Source organism: Brachybacterium sp. P6-10-X1 (assembly GCF_001969445.1).
In the GTDB taxonomy this organism is placed as follows: Bacteria; Actinomycetota; Actinomycetes; order Actinomycetales; family Dermabacteraceae; genus Brachybacterium.
The window spans coordinates 2,991,621-3,011,294 of sequence record NZ_CP017297.1; the positions used below are offsets into that span (position 1 = coordinate 2,991,621).

General features: G+C 71.8%; 23 protein-coding genes. 7 read left to right on the forward strand and 16 right to left on the reverse strand.

Annotated features, from left to right (window positions below; all coding sequences use genetic code 11):
* Positions 1-47: 47 nt before the first annotated feature.
* From BH708_RS13500 to BH708_RS13535, 8 genes are read right to left on the reverse strand one after another with little or no spacing between them, the layout of a single operon-like run.
* Positions 48-1,859: an FAD-dependent oxidoreductase gene (locus tag BH708_RS13500; protein WP_253705329.1), complete on the reverse strand. Its 1,812-nt coding sequence runs from the start codon at positions 1,857-1,859 to the stop codon at positions 48-50.
* The gene (locus BH708_RS13505) at positions 1,849-2,595 is read right to left on the reverse strand and encodes a methyltransferase domain-containing protein (RefSeq protein WP_076809432.1); all 747 of its coding nucleotides are present in this window, start codon (positions 2,593-2,595) and stop codon (positions 1,849-1,851) included. Before BH708_RS13505 ends, BH708_RS13500 begins: the two co-directional genes overlap by 11 nt.
* Positions 2,582-2,914, reverse strand: coding sequence for a lycopene cyclase domain-containing protein (locus BH708_RS13510; RefSeq protein WP_076809434.1), 333 nt, complete (start codon positions 2,912-2,914; stop codon positions 2,582-2,584). The genes BH708_RS13505 and BH708_RS13510 overlap by 14 nt, the downstream gene beginning before the upstream one ends.
* Entirely contained in the window at positions 2,914-3,258 is a 345-nt protein-coding gene (locus BH708_RS13515; protein WP_076809436.1) for a lycopene cyclase domain-containing protein, read from the reverse strand. Before BH708_RS13515 ends, BH708_RS13510 begins: the two co-directional genes overlap by 1 nt.
* On the reverse strand, positions 3,255-4,880 hold the full coding sequence (gene crtI / locus BH708_RS13520) for a phytoene desaturase family protein (protein WP_076809438.1): 1,626 nt from the start codon (positions 4,878-4,880) through the stop codon (positions 3,255-3,257). Before crtI ends, BH708_RS13515 begins: the two co-directional genes overlap by 4 nt.
* Positions 4,877-5,743 carry a squalene/phytoene synthase family protein gene (locus tag BH708_RS13525; RefSeq protein WP_076809440.1) on the reverse strand — a complete coding sequence of 289 codons (867 nt, stop codon included), beginning with the start codon at positions 5,741-5,743 and terminating at the stop codon, positions 4,877-4,879. The genes crtI and BH708_RS13525 overlap by 4 nt, the downstream gene beginning before the upstream one ends.
* Complete coding sequence (locus tag BH708_RS13530; protein ID WP_076809442.1) at positions 5,740-6,549, reverse strand: tryptophan-rich sensory protein; 810 nt, start codon at positions 6,547-6,549, stop codon at positions 5,740-5,742. Before BH708_RS13530 ends, BH708_RS13525 begins: the two co-directional genes overlap by 4 nt.
* Positions 6,546-7,637, reverse strand: a complete 1,092-nt coding sequence (locus BH708_RS13535) for a polyprenyl synthetase family protein (RefSeq protein WP_253705330.1) — start codon at positions 7,635-7,637, stop codon at positions 6,546-6,548. Before BH708_RS13535 ends, BH708_RS13530 begins: the two co-directional genes overlap by 4 nt.
* A gap of 75 nt (positions 7,638-7,712) precedes the next feature.
* On the opposite strand from BH708_RS13535, the gene BH708_RS13540 reads away from it, so the two are divergent.
* The 5 genes from BH708_RS13540 to BH708_RS13560 all read left to right on the forward strand — a co-directional run bounded on the left by BH708_RS13540 (position 7,713) and on the right by BH708_RS13560 (position 12,007).
* Positions 7,713-8,249, forward strand: a complete 537-nt coding sequence (locus BH708_RS13540; protein WP_253705331.1) for a MarR family winged helix-turn-helix transcriptional regulator — start codon at positions 7,713-7,715, stop codon at positions 8,247-8,249.
* Between the two features lie 175 nt (positions 8,250-8,424).
* Positions 8,425-9,195, forward strand: a complete 771-nt coding sequence (locus BH708_RS13545; RefSeq protein WP_083713595.1) for a CHRD domain-containing protein — start codon at positions 8,425-8,427, stop codon at positions 9,193-9,195.
* 1 nt (position 9,196) lies between these two features.
* Entirely contained in the window at positions 9,197-9,949 is a 753-nt protein-coding gene (locus BH708_RS13550; protein WP_076809445.1) for a class F sortase, read from the forward strand.
* A gap of 10 nt (positions 9,950-9,959) precedes the next feature.
* Entirely contained in the window at positions 9,960-11,408 is a 1,449-nt protein-coding gene (locus tag BH708_RS13555) for a PepSY domain-containing protein (protein ID WP_076809447.1), read from the forward strand.
* A gap of 65 nt (positions 11,409-11,473) precedes the next feature.
* Positions 11,474-12,007 (forward strand): HAD family hydrolase, encoded by a 534-nt coding sequence (locus tag BH708_RS13560; RefSeq protein ID WP_076809449.1) that lies wholly within the window; start codon positions 11,474-11,476, stop codon positions 12,005-12,007.
* A 27-nt stretch (positions 12,008-12,034) separates the two neighbouring features.
* Here BH708_RS13560 and BH708_RS13565 read toward each other — a convergent pair whose 3' ends face one another.
* The 7 genes from BH708_RS13565 to BH708_RS13595 all read right to left on the reverse strand — a co-directional run bounded on the left by BH708_RS13565 (position 12,035) and on the right by BH708_RS13595 (position 16,750).
* Complete coding sequence (locus tag BH708_RS13565) at positions 12,035-12,913, reverse strand: trans-aconitate 2-methyltransferase (RefSeq protein ID WP_076809451.1); 879 nt, start codon at positions 12,911-12,913, stop codon at positions 12,035-12,037.
* Positions 12,914-13,052: 139 nt separating this feature from the next.
* Entirely contained in the window at positions 13,053-13,382 is a 330-nt protein-coding gene (locus BH708_RS13570; protein ID WP_076809453.1) for a nuclear transport factor 2 family protein, read from the reverse strand.
* Positions 13,383-13,460: 78 nt separating this feature from the next.
* Complete coding sequence (locus tag BH708_RS13575; RefSeq protein ID WP_076809455.1) at positions 13,461-14,015, reverse strand: hypothetical protein; 555 nt, start codon at positions 14,013-14,015, stop codon at positions 13,461-13,463.
* Complete coding sequence (locus BH708_RS13580) at positions 14,012-14,845, reverse strand: hypothetical protein (protein ID WP_157235962.1); 834 nt, start codon at positions 14,843-14,845, stop codon at positions 14,012-14,014. Before BH708_RS13580 ends, BH708_RS13575 begins: the two co-directional genes overlap by 4 nt.
* Positions 14,842-15,417, reverse strand: coding sequence for a signal peptidase I (locus tag BH708_RS13585; protein ID WP_076809459.1), 576 nt, complete (start codon positions 15,415-15,417; stop codon positions 14,842-14,844). The genes BH708_RS13580 and BH708_RS13585 overlap by 4 nt, the downstream gene beginning before the upstream one ends.
* A 44-nt stretch (positions 15,418-15,461) precedes the next feature.
* Positions 15,462-16,127, reverse strand: a complete 666-nt coding sequence (locus BH708_RS13590; protein WP_076809461.1) for a SipW-dependent-type signal peptide-containing protein — start codon at positions 16,125-16,127, stop codon at positions 15,462-15,464.
* A complete protein-coding gene (locus BH708_RS13595) occupies positions 16,127-16,750 on the reverse strand; it encodes a SipW-dependent-type signal peptide-containing protein (protein ID WP_076809463.1) in 624 nt (207 codons plus the stop codon). Before BH708_RS13595 ends, BH708_RS13590 begins: the two co-directional genes overlap by 1 nt.
* Before the next feature lie 156 nt (positions 16,751-16,906).
* On the opposite strand from BH708_RS13595, the gene BH708_RS13600 reads away from it, so the two are divergent.
* Positions 16,907-17,596 (forward strand): response regulator transcription factor, encoded by a 690-nt coding sequence (locus BH708_RS13600; protein ID WP_076809465.1) that lies wholly within the window; start codon positions 16,907-16,909, stop codon positions 17,594-17,596.
* Entirely contained in the window at positions 17,584-18,741 is a 1,158-nt protein-coding gene (locus BH708_RS13605) for a sensor histidine kinase (RefSeq protein ID WP_157235965.1), read from the forward strand. The genes BH708_RS13600 and BH708_RS13605 overlap by 13 nt, the downstream gene beginning before the upstream one ends.
* Here the strand turns inward: BH708_RS13605 and BH708_RS13610 are convergent.
* Positions 18,702-19,619, reverse strand: a complete 918-nt coding sequence (locus BH708_RS13610) for a PD40 domain-containing protein (protein ID WP_076809469.1) — start codon at positions 19,617-19,619, stop codon at positions 18,702-18,704. The genes BH708_RS13605 and BH708_RS13610 overlap by 40 nt on opposite strands.
* Between the last annotated feature and the right edge of the window lie 55 nt (positions 19,620-19,674).

Here is a 19,674-nt window from a genome sequence, read left to right on the forward strand (position 1 = left end):
ACACCACGTTCGGGGCGAAGAGGCGGGCGAGAGACCTGCGCTGCTCGTCATGGAGGGCGCCGTCGGAGATGAGGATGGGGTGGCGTCGGAAGAACCCCCGGGGAATCTGTTCGGCCGTGAACCCGGCCTGGGTCGTCCGGTCGCGCGCACGCAGGACCTGGCGAGCTGCCTCGAGCGATCGGATCCGCCAGATCGGTCCGTCGCGCTCGACCCGTGGGCCGTCCGGCTCGTCGGGCCGCACCGCTTTGCGGCGCCCGGGGTGGCCCATCATGGTCGCGGCTCCTCCGATGGTCGTGGTCGACGGATCCGCCCCAGCACGCCCCGCCGCAGTAGGCCGCGCATCGGGGGAGAGATGATCTCGTGCCCGGTGACCCCCAGGCGTGCAGGAGCTCGTTGGCTGCGAGGAATCCGGTGGTGGCGGCGCGTTCCATGAGGGCTACCGGGTAATCGCACACGATGCGGTCCCCGGCGAGCACCAGGCCCGTCAGCGGCGTGACGACGCCCGGTTGCCGTCTGCGGGGTTCGGGATCGACCAGGGCGCAGTCGTCATCGACCCGGAGCTCCTCGGCGATGATGGCGAGGCCGGTGGTCTCCGGATACACGGCGCGCAGATCCGCGAGCAGCAGGCGGCGGATCCGGGCCGGGTCCGCCGTTCGCGGGTCGTGGTCGGCATCGAGGGCGTAGGCATGCAGCTCGAGGACGGAGCCGCTGTGGTCCTCGCTCCACCGGCGGGCGCCCTGCTCGTAGCGCTCCAGGACGGTGACGTTGTCGAGCACCGTGTACCCGCTGGTGCCGCAGAAGGCCTGGCGGGAGGGATCGACGTGGCCGTCGAGCCACAGGCGCAGCACGGCGAACGGCGGCGCGTTGCGCTGATGGGCGATGTCGCGCTGCCATGTCCGCACAGCGTCTGCATCCGGGGCGGACGCCGCGGAGTCGGGATCGAGCTGTGCGACCAGATCGCGGGTGGTGCGCGGGTCCGTGGCGAGGACCACGGCGTCGGCGTCGAGGTCGCCGTCCTCGGACGCGACGCACCAGCCGGCGGGCCGTTGCGTCACGGAGGTGACTCGCGCCGAGGTCCGGATGGACACCCCGAGGTGCGCGAGGTGCTCGCCCAGAGGCGCCCACAGCGTGGTGTCGTAATCGTCGGCGGGAACGTCGAAGAGGAGTCCTTCGCGGGATCCGACGAAGTAGGTGTGGAACATCGCCACGAGTTCTCCGGCGGCGAAGTCCTCGGGATGCGCGAAGAAGGAGCGGGCGAACACCTCCAGGGCCAGGTGCCGTGCGCCGCGAGGGAAGCGGAGCCGGTCGAGGAACTGCGCGGCCGAGACGCCGTCGAAGCGGGAATGGCTCGACGGGAAGTCCACGTCGATCAGCTCGAGCGCGGTGCGGAGGTCGATGTCGGCCAGCGCACGCAGCGGGAAGCTGGGGCTGCGCAGGACGAAGCCGGCGAGGTTCCACGGCGGCGTGCGCGGGATCGCCGCGAAGGAGTCGACGAGCCCGTCGGCGCGCTGCAGGGGGTAATCGACGATCGGCACGAGACGGGAGAGCTCCGGGTCGACGCGGCGGAGCAGGGACCGCAGGTTGTAGTACTGGCGGAAGAAGGCGTGGAAGCCGCGGCTCATGGTGCGGCCGTCGTCGAGGGGCCAGGCGGCGACGCGTCCGCCGAGCCGGTCGGTCGCCTCCTGGACGGTGACCTCGACACCTCGTTCGGCGAGGGCGGTCGCGGCGGTGAGTCCGGCGATGCCGCCGCCGATCACGGCGACCGATCGTGGGCGCGCCGGAGCGGACAGCCCGGGCCGCGGGGGGATGCGGACGACGTGGGGGTCCCGCGGCCCGGGGACGGCATCCTCAGTCCTCATCGGGGCCTCCTGGTGCACGGGCTGTGTAGGTGTGCAGGATCCCTCGGTGCCAACCACGACCGGTGCGGACAGCGACCTCCTCGAAGCCCGCCTCGAGGAGCCGGCGCCGGAACCGGGCGGTCGAGTCGTTGTCGCGGACGGAGTGCCACAGGTACCGGTAGAGACCGGGATCGGCGCCGACGATCCGGCTGAGAGGGATGACGATCAGCCAGCAGACGAGGCTCCACACGACCCGGGCGCGCAGGGACTCGCGGACCGAGTAGTCGTGCACGACCAGACGTCCGCCCGGTCGCAGGCGGGTGGAGATATGCGCCAGGGCTGCATCGCGAGCATCGGGAGCGAGGTTCCGGAAGAGGTACGCGGCGAAGATCCCGTTCGGCTGCTCCTGGAGAGCAGGTTCGGGATGCGTCGAGAGCTCTTCCACATCGCCGGTCACGAAGTGCGTGGTCGACGGCCAGGACTTGATGCGAGCCCGCGCGAGCATGCCCGCAGAGGCATCCAGGCCCGTCACGCGCGCCGTCGGCATCGCGCGCAGCAGGGCGCGGGTGCTGAGCCCAGAGCCGCAGCCGAGGTCCCAGATCCGGGGCGGAGGGCCCGCATCGTGGTCCCGCCCGCGTCCGATCCCGGCGGCGAGATCCTCGGCCGCTTCGCGCAGCTCGCGCCGGTAGCCGGGGTTCAGCCCGGTCAGGAGGTCGTACCGTCGGGCACTGCGGGTGAAGGCGTCACTCAGCGTCATCGTCAGCCCCTCGCCGGTTCTTCAGGTGCTGCCAGACCATGATCGTCAGAGTCATCATGGCGAACCCGAATCCGAAGTCCTCGATCGGGATCTCCCAGGGGAAACGGATACCGAGGAACTCGTCCGGATGGTAGATGACGATGGGTGCGGAGAGCTTCGTGAGCCACCCGTCGACGGGGATCTGGAAGGCCAGGCAGATCGCCATGGCGAGCCAGTAGGCGGGCCGGCGGAAGATGCCGGTGCGGAGCACGAGCAGCTCGAGCAGGACGACCAGGAGGATCCCGAGGACCGTGAGCACGGTGTATTCAGGAATGTCCATCACTGCGTCCTCCGTCGATCCGCGAGGCGGCGGCGTGCGATCCGCAGGACGGTCTCGACGCCCTCGTAGCTCAGGAGGGCGGCGAGGGGGATGACCACGAAGAAGACCAGCTCCTCGAGCGGCAGCGGGCCGATCATCACCCCGGTCATGTACGCGCTGTCGTACGTCCAATGCTCACGGACGATCCCGAGGACGTCCCAGAGACCGAAGACGAGCACGACGACGAGGATCGTCGGCAGGAGCAGACGCCATCGCCGGTAGACCCGGGCGCGGAGGACGAACTCGAGGGGCAGCGTGATCGCGACGCACGCACCCATCAGGAGCAGGTACTGGAACTCGGTCATGACCGTATGGTGCCCTCCGACGAGGGACGGTGGGAGGGACGTCGAGGCATGGGCGTGCGCGACGGGGAGGGTGAGTCATCCCCCCGCAGGCGTTCGACGAGTACCTCGGCGCTGATCAGGCACATGGGCAGTCCGATGCCCGGGATCGTGGACGACCCGGCGTAGTAGAGCGCGTCCACGCGGCGGGAGACGTTCCCGGCGCGGAAGAAGGCGCTCTGGCGGAGAGTATGGGCCGGGCCCAGGATGCCGCCGCGCCAGGCACCGAGATCGTCGCGGAAGTCGGCCGGCCCGACGGTGCGGCGCACCACCACGCGGTCGGGGAGATCACCGACGCCGGCCCACCGTCCGAGCTGCTCGATCGCCTCATCGGCGAGGCGCTCCACAGCGCCGGCCCCCGCGCCGTCCACCCCGCCGTGCCCCAGCGCTGGGTCCGCCGGCGCCGGTACCAGCAGGAACAGATTCTCGTGACCGGGTGGAGCGACCGAGGAGTCCGTGGCCGACGGCTTGCACACGTACGTCGATGCCGGCGAGGGGACGCGACCGTCGGCGATCGCCCCGAAGTTCGCGGCCCAGTCCCGAGTGAACAGGAGGGTGTGGTGGGGCAGCTGCGGCAGCTCCCCGCGGATGCCGAGCATCACCAGGACGCCGCCCGGGCTGCTGGTGCGCCGCCGCCACCACGACTCGGGGTACGTCTGCAGGCGGCGCGGCAGCAGGGTGGTCTCGACGTGGTGCAGATCGGCGGTCGCGACGACGACGTCGGCGTCCAGCGTCCGGGTCTCACCCTCGGGATCGCGCACCTGCACACCGCGGGCCGTCGCGCGGGCCCGGCCGCGCCGCCCGGTCGCGGTGACGATGCGTGTGGCCGCGGTGCCCGCATGCAGGCGCGCCCCGGAGGCGCGGGCCAGGTCGACCATGGCGTCGATGAGAGTGGCGAACCCGCCGTGCGGGTACTGCACCCCGCCGGTCAGGTCCAGGGAGCTCATGAGGTGGTAGAGGCTCGGCGTCCGGTCCGGTGAGGAGCCGAGGAACACCGCGGGATAGCCGAGGATCTGTCGGAGGCGGGGATCGTGGAAGCGCCGCGCGACGAGCGACTCGAGCGGCTCCAGCAACAGCTGCAGGAGGCGCGGCGCCTGGCGGACGACCTCGGTCGACAGGAAGGGCCGCACGGAGTCGAACGAGGTGTAGAGGAAGCGTTCGACAGCGATGTCGTAGGTGCGCCGAGCGGAGTCGAGGTAGCGCTCCAACTGCTGACCGGCACCCGGCTCGATCGCCTCGAAGCGCTCCATGTTCTCGGTCGCCGATGCGCTGATGTCGATCGGATCGGGGTGCCCCTCGAAGAAGACGCGATATCCGGGGTCGAGCCGCTCGAGGTCGAGCTGCTCGGCGGCGGACGTGCCCAGCAGGTGGAAGAAGTGGTCGAACACCTCGGGCATCAGGTACCAGGAGGGGCCGGTGTCGAACCGGAAACCATCCCGCTGCCAGCGCCCTGCCCGGCCGCCGAACTCGTCGCGGGCCTCGACCAGGTCGACGTCGTAGCCCTCACGGGCCAGGAGCGCCGCGGAGGCGAGCCCGGAGACGCCACCCCCGATGATCACGACCGAGCGTCCGGAATCACGACTCATCCGGTTCTCCTGGTCAGGGCGCGGGCGAGGATCCAGGCCTTCTGGGTGTCGGGCACCCGGATGCGGCGACGTCCGATCTCCGCGGCAGGAGTGGCGCGCAAGCGGTCCGCGAGGGCGCAGTACAGGCCGTGCGCGGCGCTGACCGCCCGCCGGCTGCTGAGGGGAAGCTCCCCGATGGCGGCGTCCGCGGCCGCCAGATCGGCGTCGATGTCCTCCAGCAGGACGTCACGGTCGGCGTCCGTGAAGGTGCTCCGGTCGATCCCGGGGAAGTATGCGCGCCCGAGCAGCTCCTCGTCGTCGGCGAGATCGCGCAGGAAGTTGACCTTCTGGAAGGCCGCTCCGAGCCGACGGGCGCCGGGTCGCAGGTGCTCGTAAGCCTGCGGATCGCCCTCGACGAAGGCGCACAGACACATGAGGCCGACGACCTCGGCGGATCCGTAGATGTACTCCGACAGGCTCTCCGCGGTGTGCGGGCGCGGAGACAGGTCCCGTCGCATCGAGGTGAAGAACGGCGAGACCAGCTCGTCGCCGATCCCGCACCGTCGTGCCGTCAGCGCGAACGCATGGACCACCAGATTCGCGCTCCGTCCCTGCGTCAGCGCACGCCCGGTCTCCTGCTCGAACCCGTCCAGCAGCTCGGCACGCAGCGACGGCGTGAGTCGCGGATCGGGGTCGTCGACGATCTCGTCCGCCACGCGGACCAGCGCGTAAGTGCTGCGCACGTGCGTCCGGACCGGTTCGTCCAAGAGTCTCGACGCCCAGCCGAAGGAGGTCGAGTACCCGGCGATGACTCGCCCCGACGCCTCCTGGGCGACCCGGTCGTACCGCGTGAGAGCGGGGAAGGGGCTGCGGCGCGCACTCATCCGGCCACCGTGCTCCGGGACCTGCGCAACTGCCGCACAGCCGCGACGACCGTGGCCGCGCCGACGACAACCGCGACGATGGTGGCCGCTGTCGCGGTGATCGGTGAGTGCGGCTCACCGGCACTGCGAGCGACCGCGATCCACCCGATCCCCCACGAGATGGCGACGGGGGCCGCGATCGCCCCCCGCCCGGAGGAGGCGAGAGCGATTCCGACCCCTCCGGCGACGGCGAGCACGAGCACCGCCAACCACTCCGGGTGACCGAGGTCCGGCGCCCCGGCTCCGACCAGAGCGGCGGTGATGTTCGCACACGTCGCCACGCTGACCCAGCCGAGGTAGAGGCCGAAGGTGCCGTCGACCACGAGCAGCTCCAGCGGTCCGCGGGCGGGGGCCTTCGAGGCGCGCTGGAAGAGCACGGCGAGGACGACCACCAGCAGGACGATCATCGGCACGGTGAGGCCGACCCGACCCGCCTGGACCAGCAGGATCCACGCGGCATTGAGCAGCAGGGAGGCGATGGCGGGCCCGGCCACGCGCCGCTCGTCGGCTCGGTCCCACCACTGCCACAGCGTGTACGCTCCCAGCGCCGCATAGATGACGGTCCAGATCGAGAAGGCGGGGCCGGCAGGAGCGATCAGGGTGGCATCGCTGGCCAGGAGCCCGTCGGCGGCCTCGGAGATCGACACGCCCCCGAGGGCTCCGGCGCCGATGGCGGACCCTACGATCGCGACGACGAAGCTCGCGGTCACCGCAAGACGTCGGGCGAGCGTGCGGGGTGGCGGCGAGGACGGTTCGGCACGTGTCATGATGCTTCCTCCCCCACGTCTGGTACCGGCACGAGCGCGTCCGTCGCGGTCGTGCGGATGTCGTCGACGAGGTCCGTGAGGGCGTCGGCCAGGGTCGTCGACAACCTGCTGCGCAGCGCGATCCGCAGCGCCCGGTCGAGGTAATGGTCGGCGAGATCCTGGACCGCGTCGCGTGCCCCGCACTCGGTGAGCGCCGCCCGCGCTCGCGCGGCGCCGCTGCGGTCGAGTCGACGGTCACCGACCAAGCCGTCCAAGGCGGTCCAGGACGGCGTGGACCGCGCGTGGGCGATGAGAGCGGTGGCCTTCCCCTCGCGAAGGTCCGAGAGCGCGCTCTTGCCCGTTCGACTCTCGTCCCCGAACACCCCCAGCAGGTCGTCCAGCAGCTGGAAGCCGACCCCGAGGCAATGCCCGATCTCCCCCAGGGCGGCAACGGTCGCCGGCGGCGCGTCGGCCAGCACGGCGGCCACGCGCAGGGGAAGCTCGAACGAGTACGAGGCCGTCTTCAGCGCGGCGACGCGCACCGTGGCGCCGACGACGGGCTCGAGTTCGAGGCCGAGCCCGAAACGGACGTCGGCGAGCTCGCCGGTCGCCGAGGTGTGCACGGCCTCGTCGAGGAGGTCCAGCAGGCGACCGATGATCTCCTGCTCCACGCCGCAGGTGGCGATCATGCGGGTGGCCGTCATCAGCGCGAGATCGCCGGCGAGGATCCCTGCCGCGTCGGCGTAGCGCTGCACGGAGGGCTCGGGGAGGTGACCCTCGCGGGCTTCCCCCGCGAAGGCACCGGAGACGTTCAGGCGGCCCCGACGCAGGTGGTCCCCGTCGATGACGTCGTCGTGGATCACGAACGCGGTGTGCAGCAGTTCGACCGCGGCCGCGGTCCGGGCGGCGGCCGCGGTCCGCGTGCCGCCGAGGCCCTCGTGGGTGACGAGAAGGAGGTGTGGTCGCAGTCGCTTCCCGCCCCTCAGCGCCTCGCTCACCGCGGTCCACAGTCGACGGTGATCAGCACCCAGTTCTCCGAATCGTGCAGAGCCGGTACGGATCTGCGCGTCCAGCTCGCGCTCGACCGCAGCGAGCGTCTCGTCTCCCACGTCGCCTCCCTCGAAGGATGGGCAGAGCCACAAACTAGTTAGCCTGGCTACGTACACGAACCGTACCATGTGCACATGGCTGATGACACGGCATCTCCGCCCTCGCCTGAGCGCAGCGCGGCACAGTGCGACCCCTCGAGCACGTCGTACTGGTTCGACGAGCGCGACACGGCCGTGACCGTGCTGCAGGCCGTGCGTGAGGTGCAGGAGGCGGGCCGCGAGATGCGTCGTCGGATGAGCACCGGCATGTCGATGAACACGACCGACCTGGAGGCCGTCCGCCATGCCATCGCCCACGAGCGAGCCGGTGACCCGCTGACGCCCAAGGCCCTCTCCCGGCACCTCGGCATCTCCGGCGCCTCGACGTCGAAGCTCATCGACCGCCTCACCCTCTCGGGTCATCTGGTCCGGGCCGACCATCCTCGGGACCGTCGTTCCGTCGTCGTGTTGGCCACGGATCACGCCCACGACCAGGTGCGCGAGCGATTGTCGGACATGCACGACCGCATGCTGACCGTCGCCCGGTCCGTGCCGGAGGACTCCCGGGCGGACACCGCCGAGTTCCTGCAGGCGATGGCGGAATGCCTGAGAGCGGAGCCCGCACCGCGCTAGTGCGCTCCCGCGACGGGGGGCGTCACGGAGATGGGGACAGGCGATCGTGAGCCCTCAGGGCGAGCGTTCCCAGAAAGTTCGGATCCATTCCCATCCGATCGGCCGTGTGCTCCGAACCACGTGGTGTCACCGTCCCCGACGGCCGCTCGACCGTCCGGTGCTCAACGAAGGAGTCATGATGCGCACGACGACGAAGCGAATGCTCCCCCTCCTCGCGGCCACGGCCATGCTCGGCACGTTCGGGATGTCCGGCGCCGCGATGGCCGAGGGTCCCGACAGCACCTCGCTGGAGGCGAACCTGACCCAGCTGAACGATTCCGGCGCCTCCGGCACCGCGTGGGTCACGGTCGAGGGCAACGAGGTCCACGTCAAGCTCGACAGCACGGGAATGCTCGCCGAGGCCCCGCACGCCCAGCACATCCACATCGGCGGCAAGAACCAGTGCCCCGATCCGACCATGGAGGGCACCGGGGTCGATGGCGCGATCCGCACCACCGACGCCGCGGGCGACTACGGCGGCGTCCAGGTCTCCCTGACCAAGGAGGGCGACACCAGCCCGGACAGCGCCCTGGCCGTCGAGCGGTTCCCCACCGGAGATGCGTCCTATGAGCGCACCTTCGAGGTGAGCGACGAGGTCGCCGAGAACCTGCGCAACGGGGACGGCTCGGTGGTCCTCCACGGCGTCGACCACAACGGCAACGGCACCTATGACGGTGATCAGATGTCCGATCTGGACGAGTCCCTGCCCTCCGAGGCGACCGATCCGGCTGCCTGCGGCGCGCTCGAGATGAGCCAGATGGACGCCATGCCCGAGGGCGGCGCCGAGACCGGTGACGGCACCACCGCCGGCATCGAGAACTCCGGCGCGATGCTCGCCGGCGGAGGCCTGCTGACCGCTGCGGCGGCCGGCGCGTTCGCGCTGCGTCGTCGCCAGAGCCAGAAGTGATATGACCCCTCGGGGATCATCCCGCCGGGGCGGCGGTCGTCGGAGGACGGCCGCCGCCCTGGCGGTCCTCGCCCTGGTCGGCGCGGCGCTGCTGGTGTTCTCGCTGACCAGTCAGGTCGGCGCACCCCCGGAGCCCGAGCTGCGCTCGTCAGCCCCCTCCGCCTCGGATGGCGGCGGCACTGACTCCGAGGACGCCACCACTGCCGCGGAGCCGTCGCCGACCCCCAGCACCGAGGCATCGGAACCCACCGAGCAGCCCAGCACCGAGGACGAGACGACCTCCGCGGTCGCGGCGCCGCTGGAGCCCTCCGAACCCACGAGCCTGCGGATCCCGTCGATCGACGTCGACGAGCAGCTCTTCCCCATCGGCCTGGGCGAGAACGGCCAGCTGCTGGCTCCCCGCGGCGACCGCGCGAACCGGCCGGCGTGGTTCGAGGGATCCCCCACGCCCGGTGAGAACGGCCCGTCGGTCATCGAGGGGCACGTGACCTGGCACGGTGATCCGTCGATCTTCTTCGATCTCGGGTCTCTGAGCACCGGCGATCGCGTCGAGGTCGAGCGCGAGGACGGCACGGTCGCGACCTTCGAGGTCTACGACGCGGCCCGCTATCCGAAGGACGATTTCCCCACCCTCGCCGTCTACGGGCGCACGGAGGGTCCGGAACTGCGATTGATCACCTGCGGCGGCGACCTCGGAGCGGACGGCCACCACCTCGACAACACCGTCGTCTTCGCCCGTTTGGTCGACAGCTGAGGATTCCGCCATGACCACCACCCGGTCCCGCCAGGGATGGTTCGGGCAGCTGCTTCTGCGCCTGCACTTCTATGCCGCGATCTTCATCGGCCCCTTCATCCTGGTCTCCGCGGCCAGCGGCGCGCTCTACGCGATGACCCCGCAGCTGGAGCAGATCGTCCATGCCGAGGAGCTCACCGCCGAGTCCGACGGGCCCGCACTGCCTCTCGCCGAGCAGGTCGAGGCGGCGACTGCGCACATGGGCCGGAGCGCGGAGCTCGCCGCGGTCCGTCCGGCACCGGAGCCGGGGGAGACGACGCGCGTGATGTTCGCGGAGGACTCGCTCGGGGAGAGCGAGACGCGCGCGATCTTCGTCGATCCCGTGTCCGCCGAGATCCGCGGCGACCTCACCGTCTACGGCACCAACGGCTCCCTGCCGCTGCGCACCTGGGTCGACCAGCTGCATCGCAGCCTGCATCTGGGCGACGTGGGCCGGTTGTACAGCGAGCTCTCCGCCTCCTGGCTCGGCGTGATCGCCGCAGCGGGTCTCGGGCTGTGGATCCGACGGGCCCGGCGCGCCCACCGGGCCCGGGACCTGATGAGACCGGACTTCCGGGCGCGCGGTTACCGTCGGACCCTGTCGCTGCACACCTCGGCGGGGGTCTGGGTGCTGCTGGGTGCGCTCTTCCTCTCGGCCACCGGCATCACCTGGTCGCAGTACGGCGGCGGGAACATCGGCACGATCCGCGAGGCCTTCGGGTTCACCACCGCGACGGTGAGCACCCAGCTGCCGACGAGTTCCGGCACGACGGGCGGCGACCACGGCGGTGAGCATGCGGGTCACGGCGATGGCGGGCACGAGGGCGGGGGCGCTGCCGAGCACGTGGCCCATGGGTCCGGCGGTCACGACTCGAGGAAGCAGCCGGGGACGGACCCGACCGTGATCGACGGCGTCCTCGCCGCCGGCCGGGCCGTCAACATCGACACCGGTCAGGTCGAGATCCTGCCGCCCGACGATGTGGAGTCCGCCTGGGTGGTGCAGGAGATCCAGCGCAGCTACCCGACCGAGGTGGATGCCGTCGCCGTCGACGGCGCCACCTTCGAGGTCGTCGACCGCACCGACTTCGCCGACCAGGACCTCGCCGCGAAGCTGACCCGATGGGGGATCGACCTGCACATGGGCACCCTGTTCGGTCTGGCGAACCAGATCGTCCTGGTCGTGATCGCCTCGGCGCTGGTCGCGATGATCCTCTGGGGCTATCGCATGTGGTGGCAGCGCCGGCCCACCCGGGGCGGGCGCAGGGTGGGCAGACCGCCGCAACGCGGAGCTCTGACCCGCGCCCCCTGGTGGGGCGTGGCCCTGGTCCTGGTCGGAGCCGTCGGCATCGCTCTGATGCTGCCGCTGATGGGTGCGAGCCTCACCGCCTTCGTGGTGCTCGACACCGCTCACGGACGCCTCACCGCGCGCCGGGAGAGGTGACGGCGCCCCTGCCGAGCCGGGTAGTGTTCCGGTCGACACGCCGATGCACGCAGAACGGGACCCCGATGACTCCGAAAGACCTGATCGTCCTGCTGGACTGCGGCGACACGCTCATCGATGAAGGGACCGAGATCCACCAGGACCCCGGCGTCGTCCTCTCGGGTGACCTGGTGCCCGGCGCCGATCGGATGGTCCGGGACCTCGTCGCCGACGGGTTCCGCCTCGCGCTGGTGGCCGACGGGCGCCACGCCTCCTTCGAGAACCTCTTGTCCCAGCACGGTCTCTTCGACCTGTTCGAGACGCTGACCTGCTCGGAGGCCATCCGGCACGAGAAGCCCAGCCCCCGGATGTTCAAGGCGGCCCTCGGATCGCTGGACCTCGCGGAGTCCGACGCCTCGCGCTGCGTGATGGTCGGCAACAATCTCGCTCGCGACATCGCCGGCGCCAACCGGATGGGGATCAGGAGCATCCACCTGGCCTGGACGGATCGGTACCCGAAGACGCCCGCCGACCCTGATGAGATCCCTGATCACACGATCAGCACTCCCGCCGAGCTGCTGCCGCTGCTGCGGGGGCTCGAGGACGAGCAACGACCCTGACCGGCCCGGGCGGGCCGGCAGCGGCGGTCAGCGCCCGTCGCGGCGGGCGGCCCAGACGGTGCGTTCGGTCCGCACCCTGAGGTCGTCCCGGCGCAGGATGCTGCGGGGACCGTCGGCATCCACCAGGTCATCGAGCGCGGCGAGGTCCTCGACGGGCAGGTGGTCGGCGACGGCGCCGCGGAGACGCTGCAGGACGCCGTGGGCGTACCGGCCGATCACCTCGTCGCCGGAGCCGTCGATGTCGACGTCGAGCGTGCGCTCGACCTCGACGGTGAACCCGGCTGCCGTCAGCGACGGGCCCCAGTCGGCCCCGCGGTGGGGCATCAGCTCCTGCTGGAGGCGGTCGGCCGCGCGGTGGACGCGCTCCTCCAGGCCGGGTCGGTCCGCGGGGGCGTTCTCGGGCAGGAAGCGCGGGTGCCCGGCCAGCTCCACGACGGCCAGGAGGGCGCCCGGGGCGAGGGCGTCGTGGACGGCGCGCAGGGCGCGGGCGGGATCGGTCAGGTGGTGCATCGAGGCCGACGCCCACACCAGTTCCGGAGACCCGAGCTCCGGCCACCGGTCCCCGTCGAGGTCGGCCTGGACCGTCCGCACCCGATCCTGGACGCCGCGGGCGAGCGCCGTCGCGCGCAGGCGCTCCAGGTGGTCACCGGAGACGTCGACCGCCGTCACCTGCGCCGTCGGGAAGCGGTCGAGGAGGGCGAAGGTCCCCGTTCCTGTGCCGCTCCCCAGATCCACGACGTGCTGCGGGTCGCTCCACAGGGGCAGCGAGGCCGTGATCGATGCGATGTGCTCGGCGAGCACCTCGGCGTCCAGGTCGAGGATCTCCGCCTGGTCCGCGTCGGTGGGGCCGGGACCGTGATCGTGGGACGAGGGGTGGGCATGGGTGTGCGGAGGCGAGAGGTTCACCCCCTCACCGTAGGGTCGCCATGCGTCACCAGCACCTCGGTTTGCTGTCCGCGCAACGAGGTGACCGTCGACGCGGCCCGCGGCGCACGGTGGAGCGGCGCGGACCACAGGCCGCCGGTCGTCCGGGCGCCCGGGGCCCTCACCCCTCGCGGATCGTCATCCGCGCGATGCGACCTCCGTCGATGTCGAAGGTGAAGGAGCTGCGGCCGTTGGCGTGATTGCTGCGCCAGTCGCCGATCACGGTGATGCGGTTGCCGTCGACGGCGACCTCCTCCGGGGTGAGCACCCCTCGGGCGCCGAGGAACTCCGTGTCGCTCCAGGTCTTGATGGCATCACGGTCGGGGAACACCCGCCCCCAGTCGTCGACCACGCCGTCGCCGGTGAAGGCGTCGAGGAAGGCCTGCTCGTCGTGCCGGTTGACGGCCTCGACGAAGGAGTCGACGGGTTCGGGAATGTCGGTCCGGGTCATGTCAGAACTCCTCGTGGCTCGCGATCGTCCGTGGCCCGAGCATGGCACGTCGGCCGACATCGGCGCCAGGCTCCGACCTCAGGTGCAGGACCCGTAGCCCCCACCGAGAAAGTCGAAGCCGATGGCCCATTCGTGGCTGACGGGCGGTGAGGACCATCCGCCGGGGCCGACCGCTTCGACGCTCACGTCGCCCGCCCAGGCCTGGTTCCAGCCCCCGGTGATGCCCCAGGCGACCGTGGAGGTCGTCGCCGGCACGTACGTCGGACTGTCGGCCGGGACGAGGGGGTAGCCCTCGGACGTCTGGCCGCTGTTCCAGCCGTCGGGTGCGCCGCCGTCGACGGTGATCGTCACCAGGTACCCCGAGACCGGCAGGCCGTCCGCGGAGGTGTCCAGATGCAGCAGGTTCGGGGCCCCGTTGCGTCCTTCGCACGTGGTCACGGCCGGGGAGACCGACGCCGCGCTCGCCGTCAGGCCGGCCGTCTCCTCGGACACCCAGGCGGCATCGGTCAGCTGGGGCGCCGTGGCGTCGAGCGGGCCGGCGGCGAGACCGAAGCCCGTCGCCGTGGTGAGCACCAGTCCGGCGGTCAGCGCGAGGCGTCGGCGTCCGGTCCGTCGGGAGTCGGTGGTCGTCATGGTGTGCCGTCCTCGTCCTGCTCGTCGTTCCTGGTCAGTGCGCGCCGTCCCCGGTGCAGCGAGGCCCCGAGCAGCAGAATGGCTGCCGCAGCGAGCAGCCAGACGGCCACGGCCATGCCGGTGGCGGCGAGGAACCCGAGCGGCACCTGATCGGCCGGTGCGTTCCCCGAGGACCCGGTGCTCCCCGTGTCGAAGCCGCCGGATCCCGACGCGGCATCGTCGGATGTGCCGTGGGACGGACGGGTTCCCCCGGTGGAGTCCCCGGACCCTCCGGACCCGTCGACGGAGGCTCCGCCGGATTCGTCGCCGGTGCCCCCACCCGGCGAGACGGAGAGATCGTCGCCGACTCCCCGCGCCCGCAGGCTCAGCGTGCCCGCCAGGGACTGGACGTCCTCCGCCGTCCCGTCGGGAAGGCCCACCCGGACCAGCAGCCACTGATGGTCGGTGGCCGCCTGGGAGCCGAGGTCGTAGGACCCGCCGGAGGGGGTCCCGCGGCCCTCGAGCAGGCTCGTCCCACCGGGGCACGTCGTGGAGGCCGGCCGAGCGGCGCAGGCCTCGACGCTCACCTCGACGTGCTCGGCGAGGTCACCGCCGACCACCAGGGTCCGCGAGATGGCTCCGTCCTCGACCCCCGGAGCCGAGATCTTCACGGCCCATGCCATGGTGTCACCGGGGGCGAGGGTCTCCGCCCCGCCGGAGGTCACCGAGACCAGCTCCAGGGAGCGACCTTGCACGAGCTGCTCGGTCCCCTCGGCCCGCGCGAGCGGGGACAGGGCGAGCAGGAGGACGAAGGCGGCGACGGCGGTGGCGATCCGTCGGGTCGCGGTCATCCCCGGCTCCTCGCCGGCGACCGGGGCCACAGGCCCCAGATGACGAACGCGGCGGCGATCATGCCCAGCGGCGCGAGCATCCTGGAGGTTCCCAGCTGCGCGACCAGCGGGGCGATGCCGGGGACGGAGAAGACCACGCGGGAGACCTCGGTGACCTCGTACGGAGCAGGATCATCCTGCTCGTTGGCATCGCCACGCAGGGTGAGGAGACGGGCGTCCGCCCGGTCGGCATCGTCGATCGCGACCACGCGGTGGGTGACCGGGAGCTCGCCGGCCCCGCGATCCACCGTGACGATGTCTCCCTCCTCCACGTCGGCCGCCTCGATCGATCTCACCAGGGCGGCGGAGCCCACCGGGATCGTCGGCTCCATCGACCCCGAGCTGAACAGCATCACCTGGAACCCGAGGAACGAGGTGAGCACGGCGAGGACGGCGCACAGCAGTCCGAGCGCCGCGGCGGCCCACAGGAGCACATCGCCGAGGACGCGCAGCGCACCGCGGGTGCGGTTGCGGGTGCGCGGGCGAGTGCGCCGGAGGACGGGGGTATCGGAGGTCGCGGTGGTCTGGGTCATGGGGAGTCCCCTCCGTGCGGGTCCAGGTGGTCGGGGATGATCGGTCAGAGCTGGGAGATCGTGACGGACAGGCCCACGGGCGAGCTCGTGCCCTGCACGTCCCCGCCGGCGTCGCCGTCACGGGGAGCGGCCACCCGCAGGTCCAGGCAGAGGCCGAGGGAGTCCTGGGCGTCCGCGCCGATCTCGGCGCTCGTCCCGTCCATCCCGGTGCCGAACACCTGATAGGAGTCCGGGCCGCCGGCGAGGTAGGTCGCCCCGGCGCTGAAGTCCGACGCGGTGCACTGGGCGATCGAGGCCTCCCGGACGACCACCCGGTACTCGAGCGCCTGGGCCAGAGCACCCTCGGCGGAGACCTCGTCGAGCTGCACCGTCCCGCCCCGGGTGGATCCCGAGGCGGTGCGGAGGTTGAGCCAGCCGTAGTGGGAATCGCCTGCGGTCGGGGCCACATAGGTCCCGCCCGGCGCGAGCCCGGTGAGGTCCGTCGCGAGGATCGCGGGATCCCCGGGGCCGTGGTGGGCCCAGTCGCTGCCGGCTGTCTGCGACTGGGTTTCGAAGGTGCCGGCGGTGAACGTGGCCGAGGCCGCCTGCGGGTCGTGCCAGGCCGCCACGGTCACGGCGCTCGCCATGCCGAGGGCGAGCCCGCCCGCCAGGAGGCCGAGCACCCTGGCGGGACGGGCCGTGCCCTCCCGGGTCTCCTGGCGCGCGGACATCAGGCCAGCGAGCTGCCCGAGGTGCCGGTCAGCGTCCAGGTGACGTCGGCCGTCTCGTTCTGCGCGAGCTCCGAGTCCGCGGTGACGGTGACCTTCAGGTACACCACTTCCTCGAGGGAGGTGAGATCGAAGATGTCGTCGTGGGTGGTCCCCCCGGTGACGGACTCCGAGCTGATCATCGTGCCGATCGTCTCCGTGGCGTCGATGTCGTTGACCTGCTGGATCGTGAAGGTCAGGTTGTCCGCGGCGGTGCCGGTCGCCGTCACGGCACCGTCCACGGTCGCCGCGTAGTCCGAGGACTGTTCCAGACGCACCGCGTACACCGCGGTGGCCGAGTCCGAGGGGGAGAGGTTGTCCGCCAGCCCGTCGAAGTCCAGCGTCAGGGGAGACTCCGGGGCGGTGGCCGCGAAGGTCTCGCCGTCGGAGCTGCTCTCGAGGGCGAAGGAACCGGCGGCGAAGCTGCCCTGGGCGGACTCGGTATCCGTCCACGACGCGAGCGTCAGGACTCCCCCGAGCCCGAGCACGAGCCCGCCGGCGGTGATCGCCAGCAGCTTGCGACGACGCTGGGAGGGCTCGCGCTCCTCGGTGATGGTCTGCGTGTTCCGGGTGTTCTCGGTGGTCATGGCCCCTGCTCCGTCCTGCCGGTCCGTACCGGCCCTTTATGCTGGTGAGACCAGTAGGCGTCAGGAACGGCAGAGTCGTCGGCGACCGTGCGTGGAAACACGCAGATACTGTGGTGCCAGCTCCCGCGCACCGGGCGGGATCGGGGAGGAGTGGCCATGCGCAGCGGAGGTGCTGCCGGACGGCGCGCTCGTCCGCTGCGCGTGAGCGTCGTCGAGGACGAGGCGCTGATGCGCTCGATGCTGGCCCGGACGATCGACGCAGCCGACGGGATGCGTGTCGTCCACGAGCTCGACAGCGCGGCGGCCGCGCGGCTCGCGATCTCACCGCGCAGCACGGACATCGCCCTGCTCGACGTGAACCTCGGCGACGGCAACGGCGTGAAGCTCGGCCTCGACCTGCAGAGGGCCGACCCCCGGATCGCCATCATGCTGCTGTCCAGTCTCGACGTGATGGGCCTGTTCCTGTCGGTCCAGGACGAGGTCAGCGAGCCCTGGAGCTACCTCTCCAAGCGCTCCTCCTTCACCCGGGACGTGCTGCTCGGCGCGATCGAGGCGACCGCCGACGGCGAGACGGTCATCGATCCCAGCCTCGTGCAGCGCTCGCGCCCCCGTGCCGGGACACCGGTCGCGGGGCTCACCGCCGCACAGTTCGATGTGCTGCGGCTTGTCGCCGAAGGTCTGTCGAACGAGGCGGTCGCCGGGCGGCTGCACCTCTCCGAGCGCTCGGTGGAGAGCCATCTGCTGGCCATCTACCGCCGCCTCGGGGTCGACGGCGAGGGAGCGAACAGGCGCGTCCGCGCCGTGCTGATCTTTCTCGAGCAGACGGGCCGCACATGGCAGCGATGAGGGGCCGGCGCCTGGGGGTCGTGGCCTCCGTCGGCGTGCTGAACATGGTGGGCTTCGCCGTGCTGGTCGCTGAACAGGCCATCGAGTGGAGCGCGGGGGGCCCGGCGGCCCCGCTGATCTGGTGGGTCGGAGGGGTGACCCTGGTGATCGGGCTGGTGCTGGTGGCCGCGATCCTGCTCCTCGCGGTGCTGGTCCGGCTCTGGTGGCTCCGGCTCGGTGTGGGCGTGGGCCTCGTCGTGGTCCAGGCCCTGGTGCGGACCCTGCTACTGCTTCCCGCCATCGCGGCCGACGGCGGCCCGCCGGCAGCCGTCGTGTGGGCCACGGGGATGACCGGCTATTCGGTGGCGCTCGGTGCCGGTCTCCTGGTGGGTGCGCTGCTGGTGCGTGAGGACCGGGAGCGGGAGCGACGGGAGGCGGAGGAGGGCCGGGCACGGCAGGCGATCGCGGAGCTGGAGGGAGAGGAGCTGCGCGTGCGCCGGATGGTCGCCGATCGCCTGCACGGCACCGTGCAGCATCGCCTGGTGGTCATCGCGAGCGGTCTGGACCACGCGGCCGCCGACCTCGAGGGCTCGGGCTCCGGGAGGTGGGTCCCGACGCTGCGCGAATGGGCCGCGGACCTCGACGAGCTGCGCGAGGAGCAGGTGCGCTCCCTCAGCCACAGCCTGTTCCCCTCCGGTGCCGACCTCGGCACCTACGAGGCGATCTGCGCCCTGCTGGACCGCCTGCCCACGAGCGTGGCCACCACGGTGGTCCTGGGCCCGCGGATGCGCGATATCGTGCACGAACACGGGTCCCCGCTGCCGCTGGTGGACCGCCTGGTGGCCGTGTATGCGGTCGAGGAGGCCGTCACCAACGCGCTCAAGCACGGCAGGGCGGAGGCGGTCACGGTCACCATCGAGATCGCGCAGGACACCGAGGCCCTCTGGATGCTCGACGTGACCGTCGACGACGACGGCTCGGGCCCGCCGGCCGGGCCGACGGTCCTCTCCGGCCTCGCCCGGCACCGCTCCCGCGCGGAGGCCCGCGGCGGATCGCTCGAGCTCACGCGGTCGCCCGTCGGTGGTGCCCGGCTCCACCTCGTGCTGCCGTTCGTCCCCGAGACCGGTCAGCCCGCCGTCGCGCCGGCCTCTCCCGGCACCGGGTAGTCGACGAAGGCGAAGGCCGAGCCGTCCGGCGCCCAGCTGGGGACGTTCATCGTCCCCTGGCCGCCGTGCAGCGAGACCAGCGTCGTCGGCTCCTGCCACGCCCCGACCCGCACCAGCCGCAGCTGCACGGGCCGGTTCTCGGGATGGCCGATGGTGCCGGGCGGGAAGCTCACGTAGCAGGCGACGTCCCCGGTGGGGGCGACCTGCGGGAACCAGTTGACCCGCTCATCGGCCGTGAGCTGCTCGAGCCTGGTGCCGTCGGGCCGGATCCGTGCCAGCTGGGCATGGCCCGGCGAGGTGGAGAACTGCTCGGTGTTGAAGAGGATCCATCGCCCGTCGGGGGTGAAGACGCAGCCGTCGGCCGGACCGGGATCGGTCGTCACCGCGCGGTCCCCGCGGCCGTCCACTCCGATCAGGTGGATCCGGGCGGAGGCCGGGAGGTCCCCGCCCTGCGGCTCCAGGCGCACGTAGGCGAGCTGCGTGCCGTCCGGGCTCACCCCGTGCAGGAAGTGCAGGGGACCGTCCTCGTGGGTCACCCGACGGATCGGGCCGCCGCCGAAGGGCACGTGCCAGATGTGGTGGTCGCCGGCCGACGCGAAGACTCCGGAGCCGTCGGGTGCGAGCACGTGGTCGTTGTTCACCGGCGGCAGCCCCGGCGCGTCGAACGGCTCGGGCGCGGCGGACCCGTCGGCCGGCAGGAACCACAGCCTCCCGTCCCCGTTGACCAGCAGGCGCCCGTCGTCGGTCCAGTTCGGCGCCTCGTAGAGGCGCTGGCCGGACTCGTGCACCGTGCGCACGGCACCGCTCGCGCGGTCCCAGACGCGGATCCTCGCGCGCTGGCCGGGAAGGAGGGTCCGCCAGGAGATGCTCTCGCTCATAGGCGGAAGTCTGGCACGACGGAGATCTCCCCGGCGTCGGTTCTCCGGCGGCGCC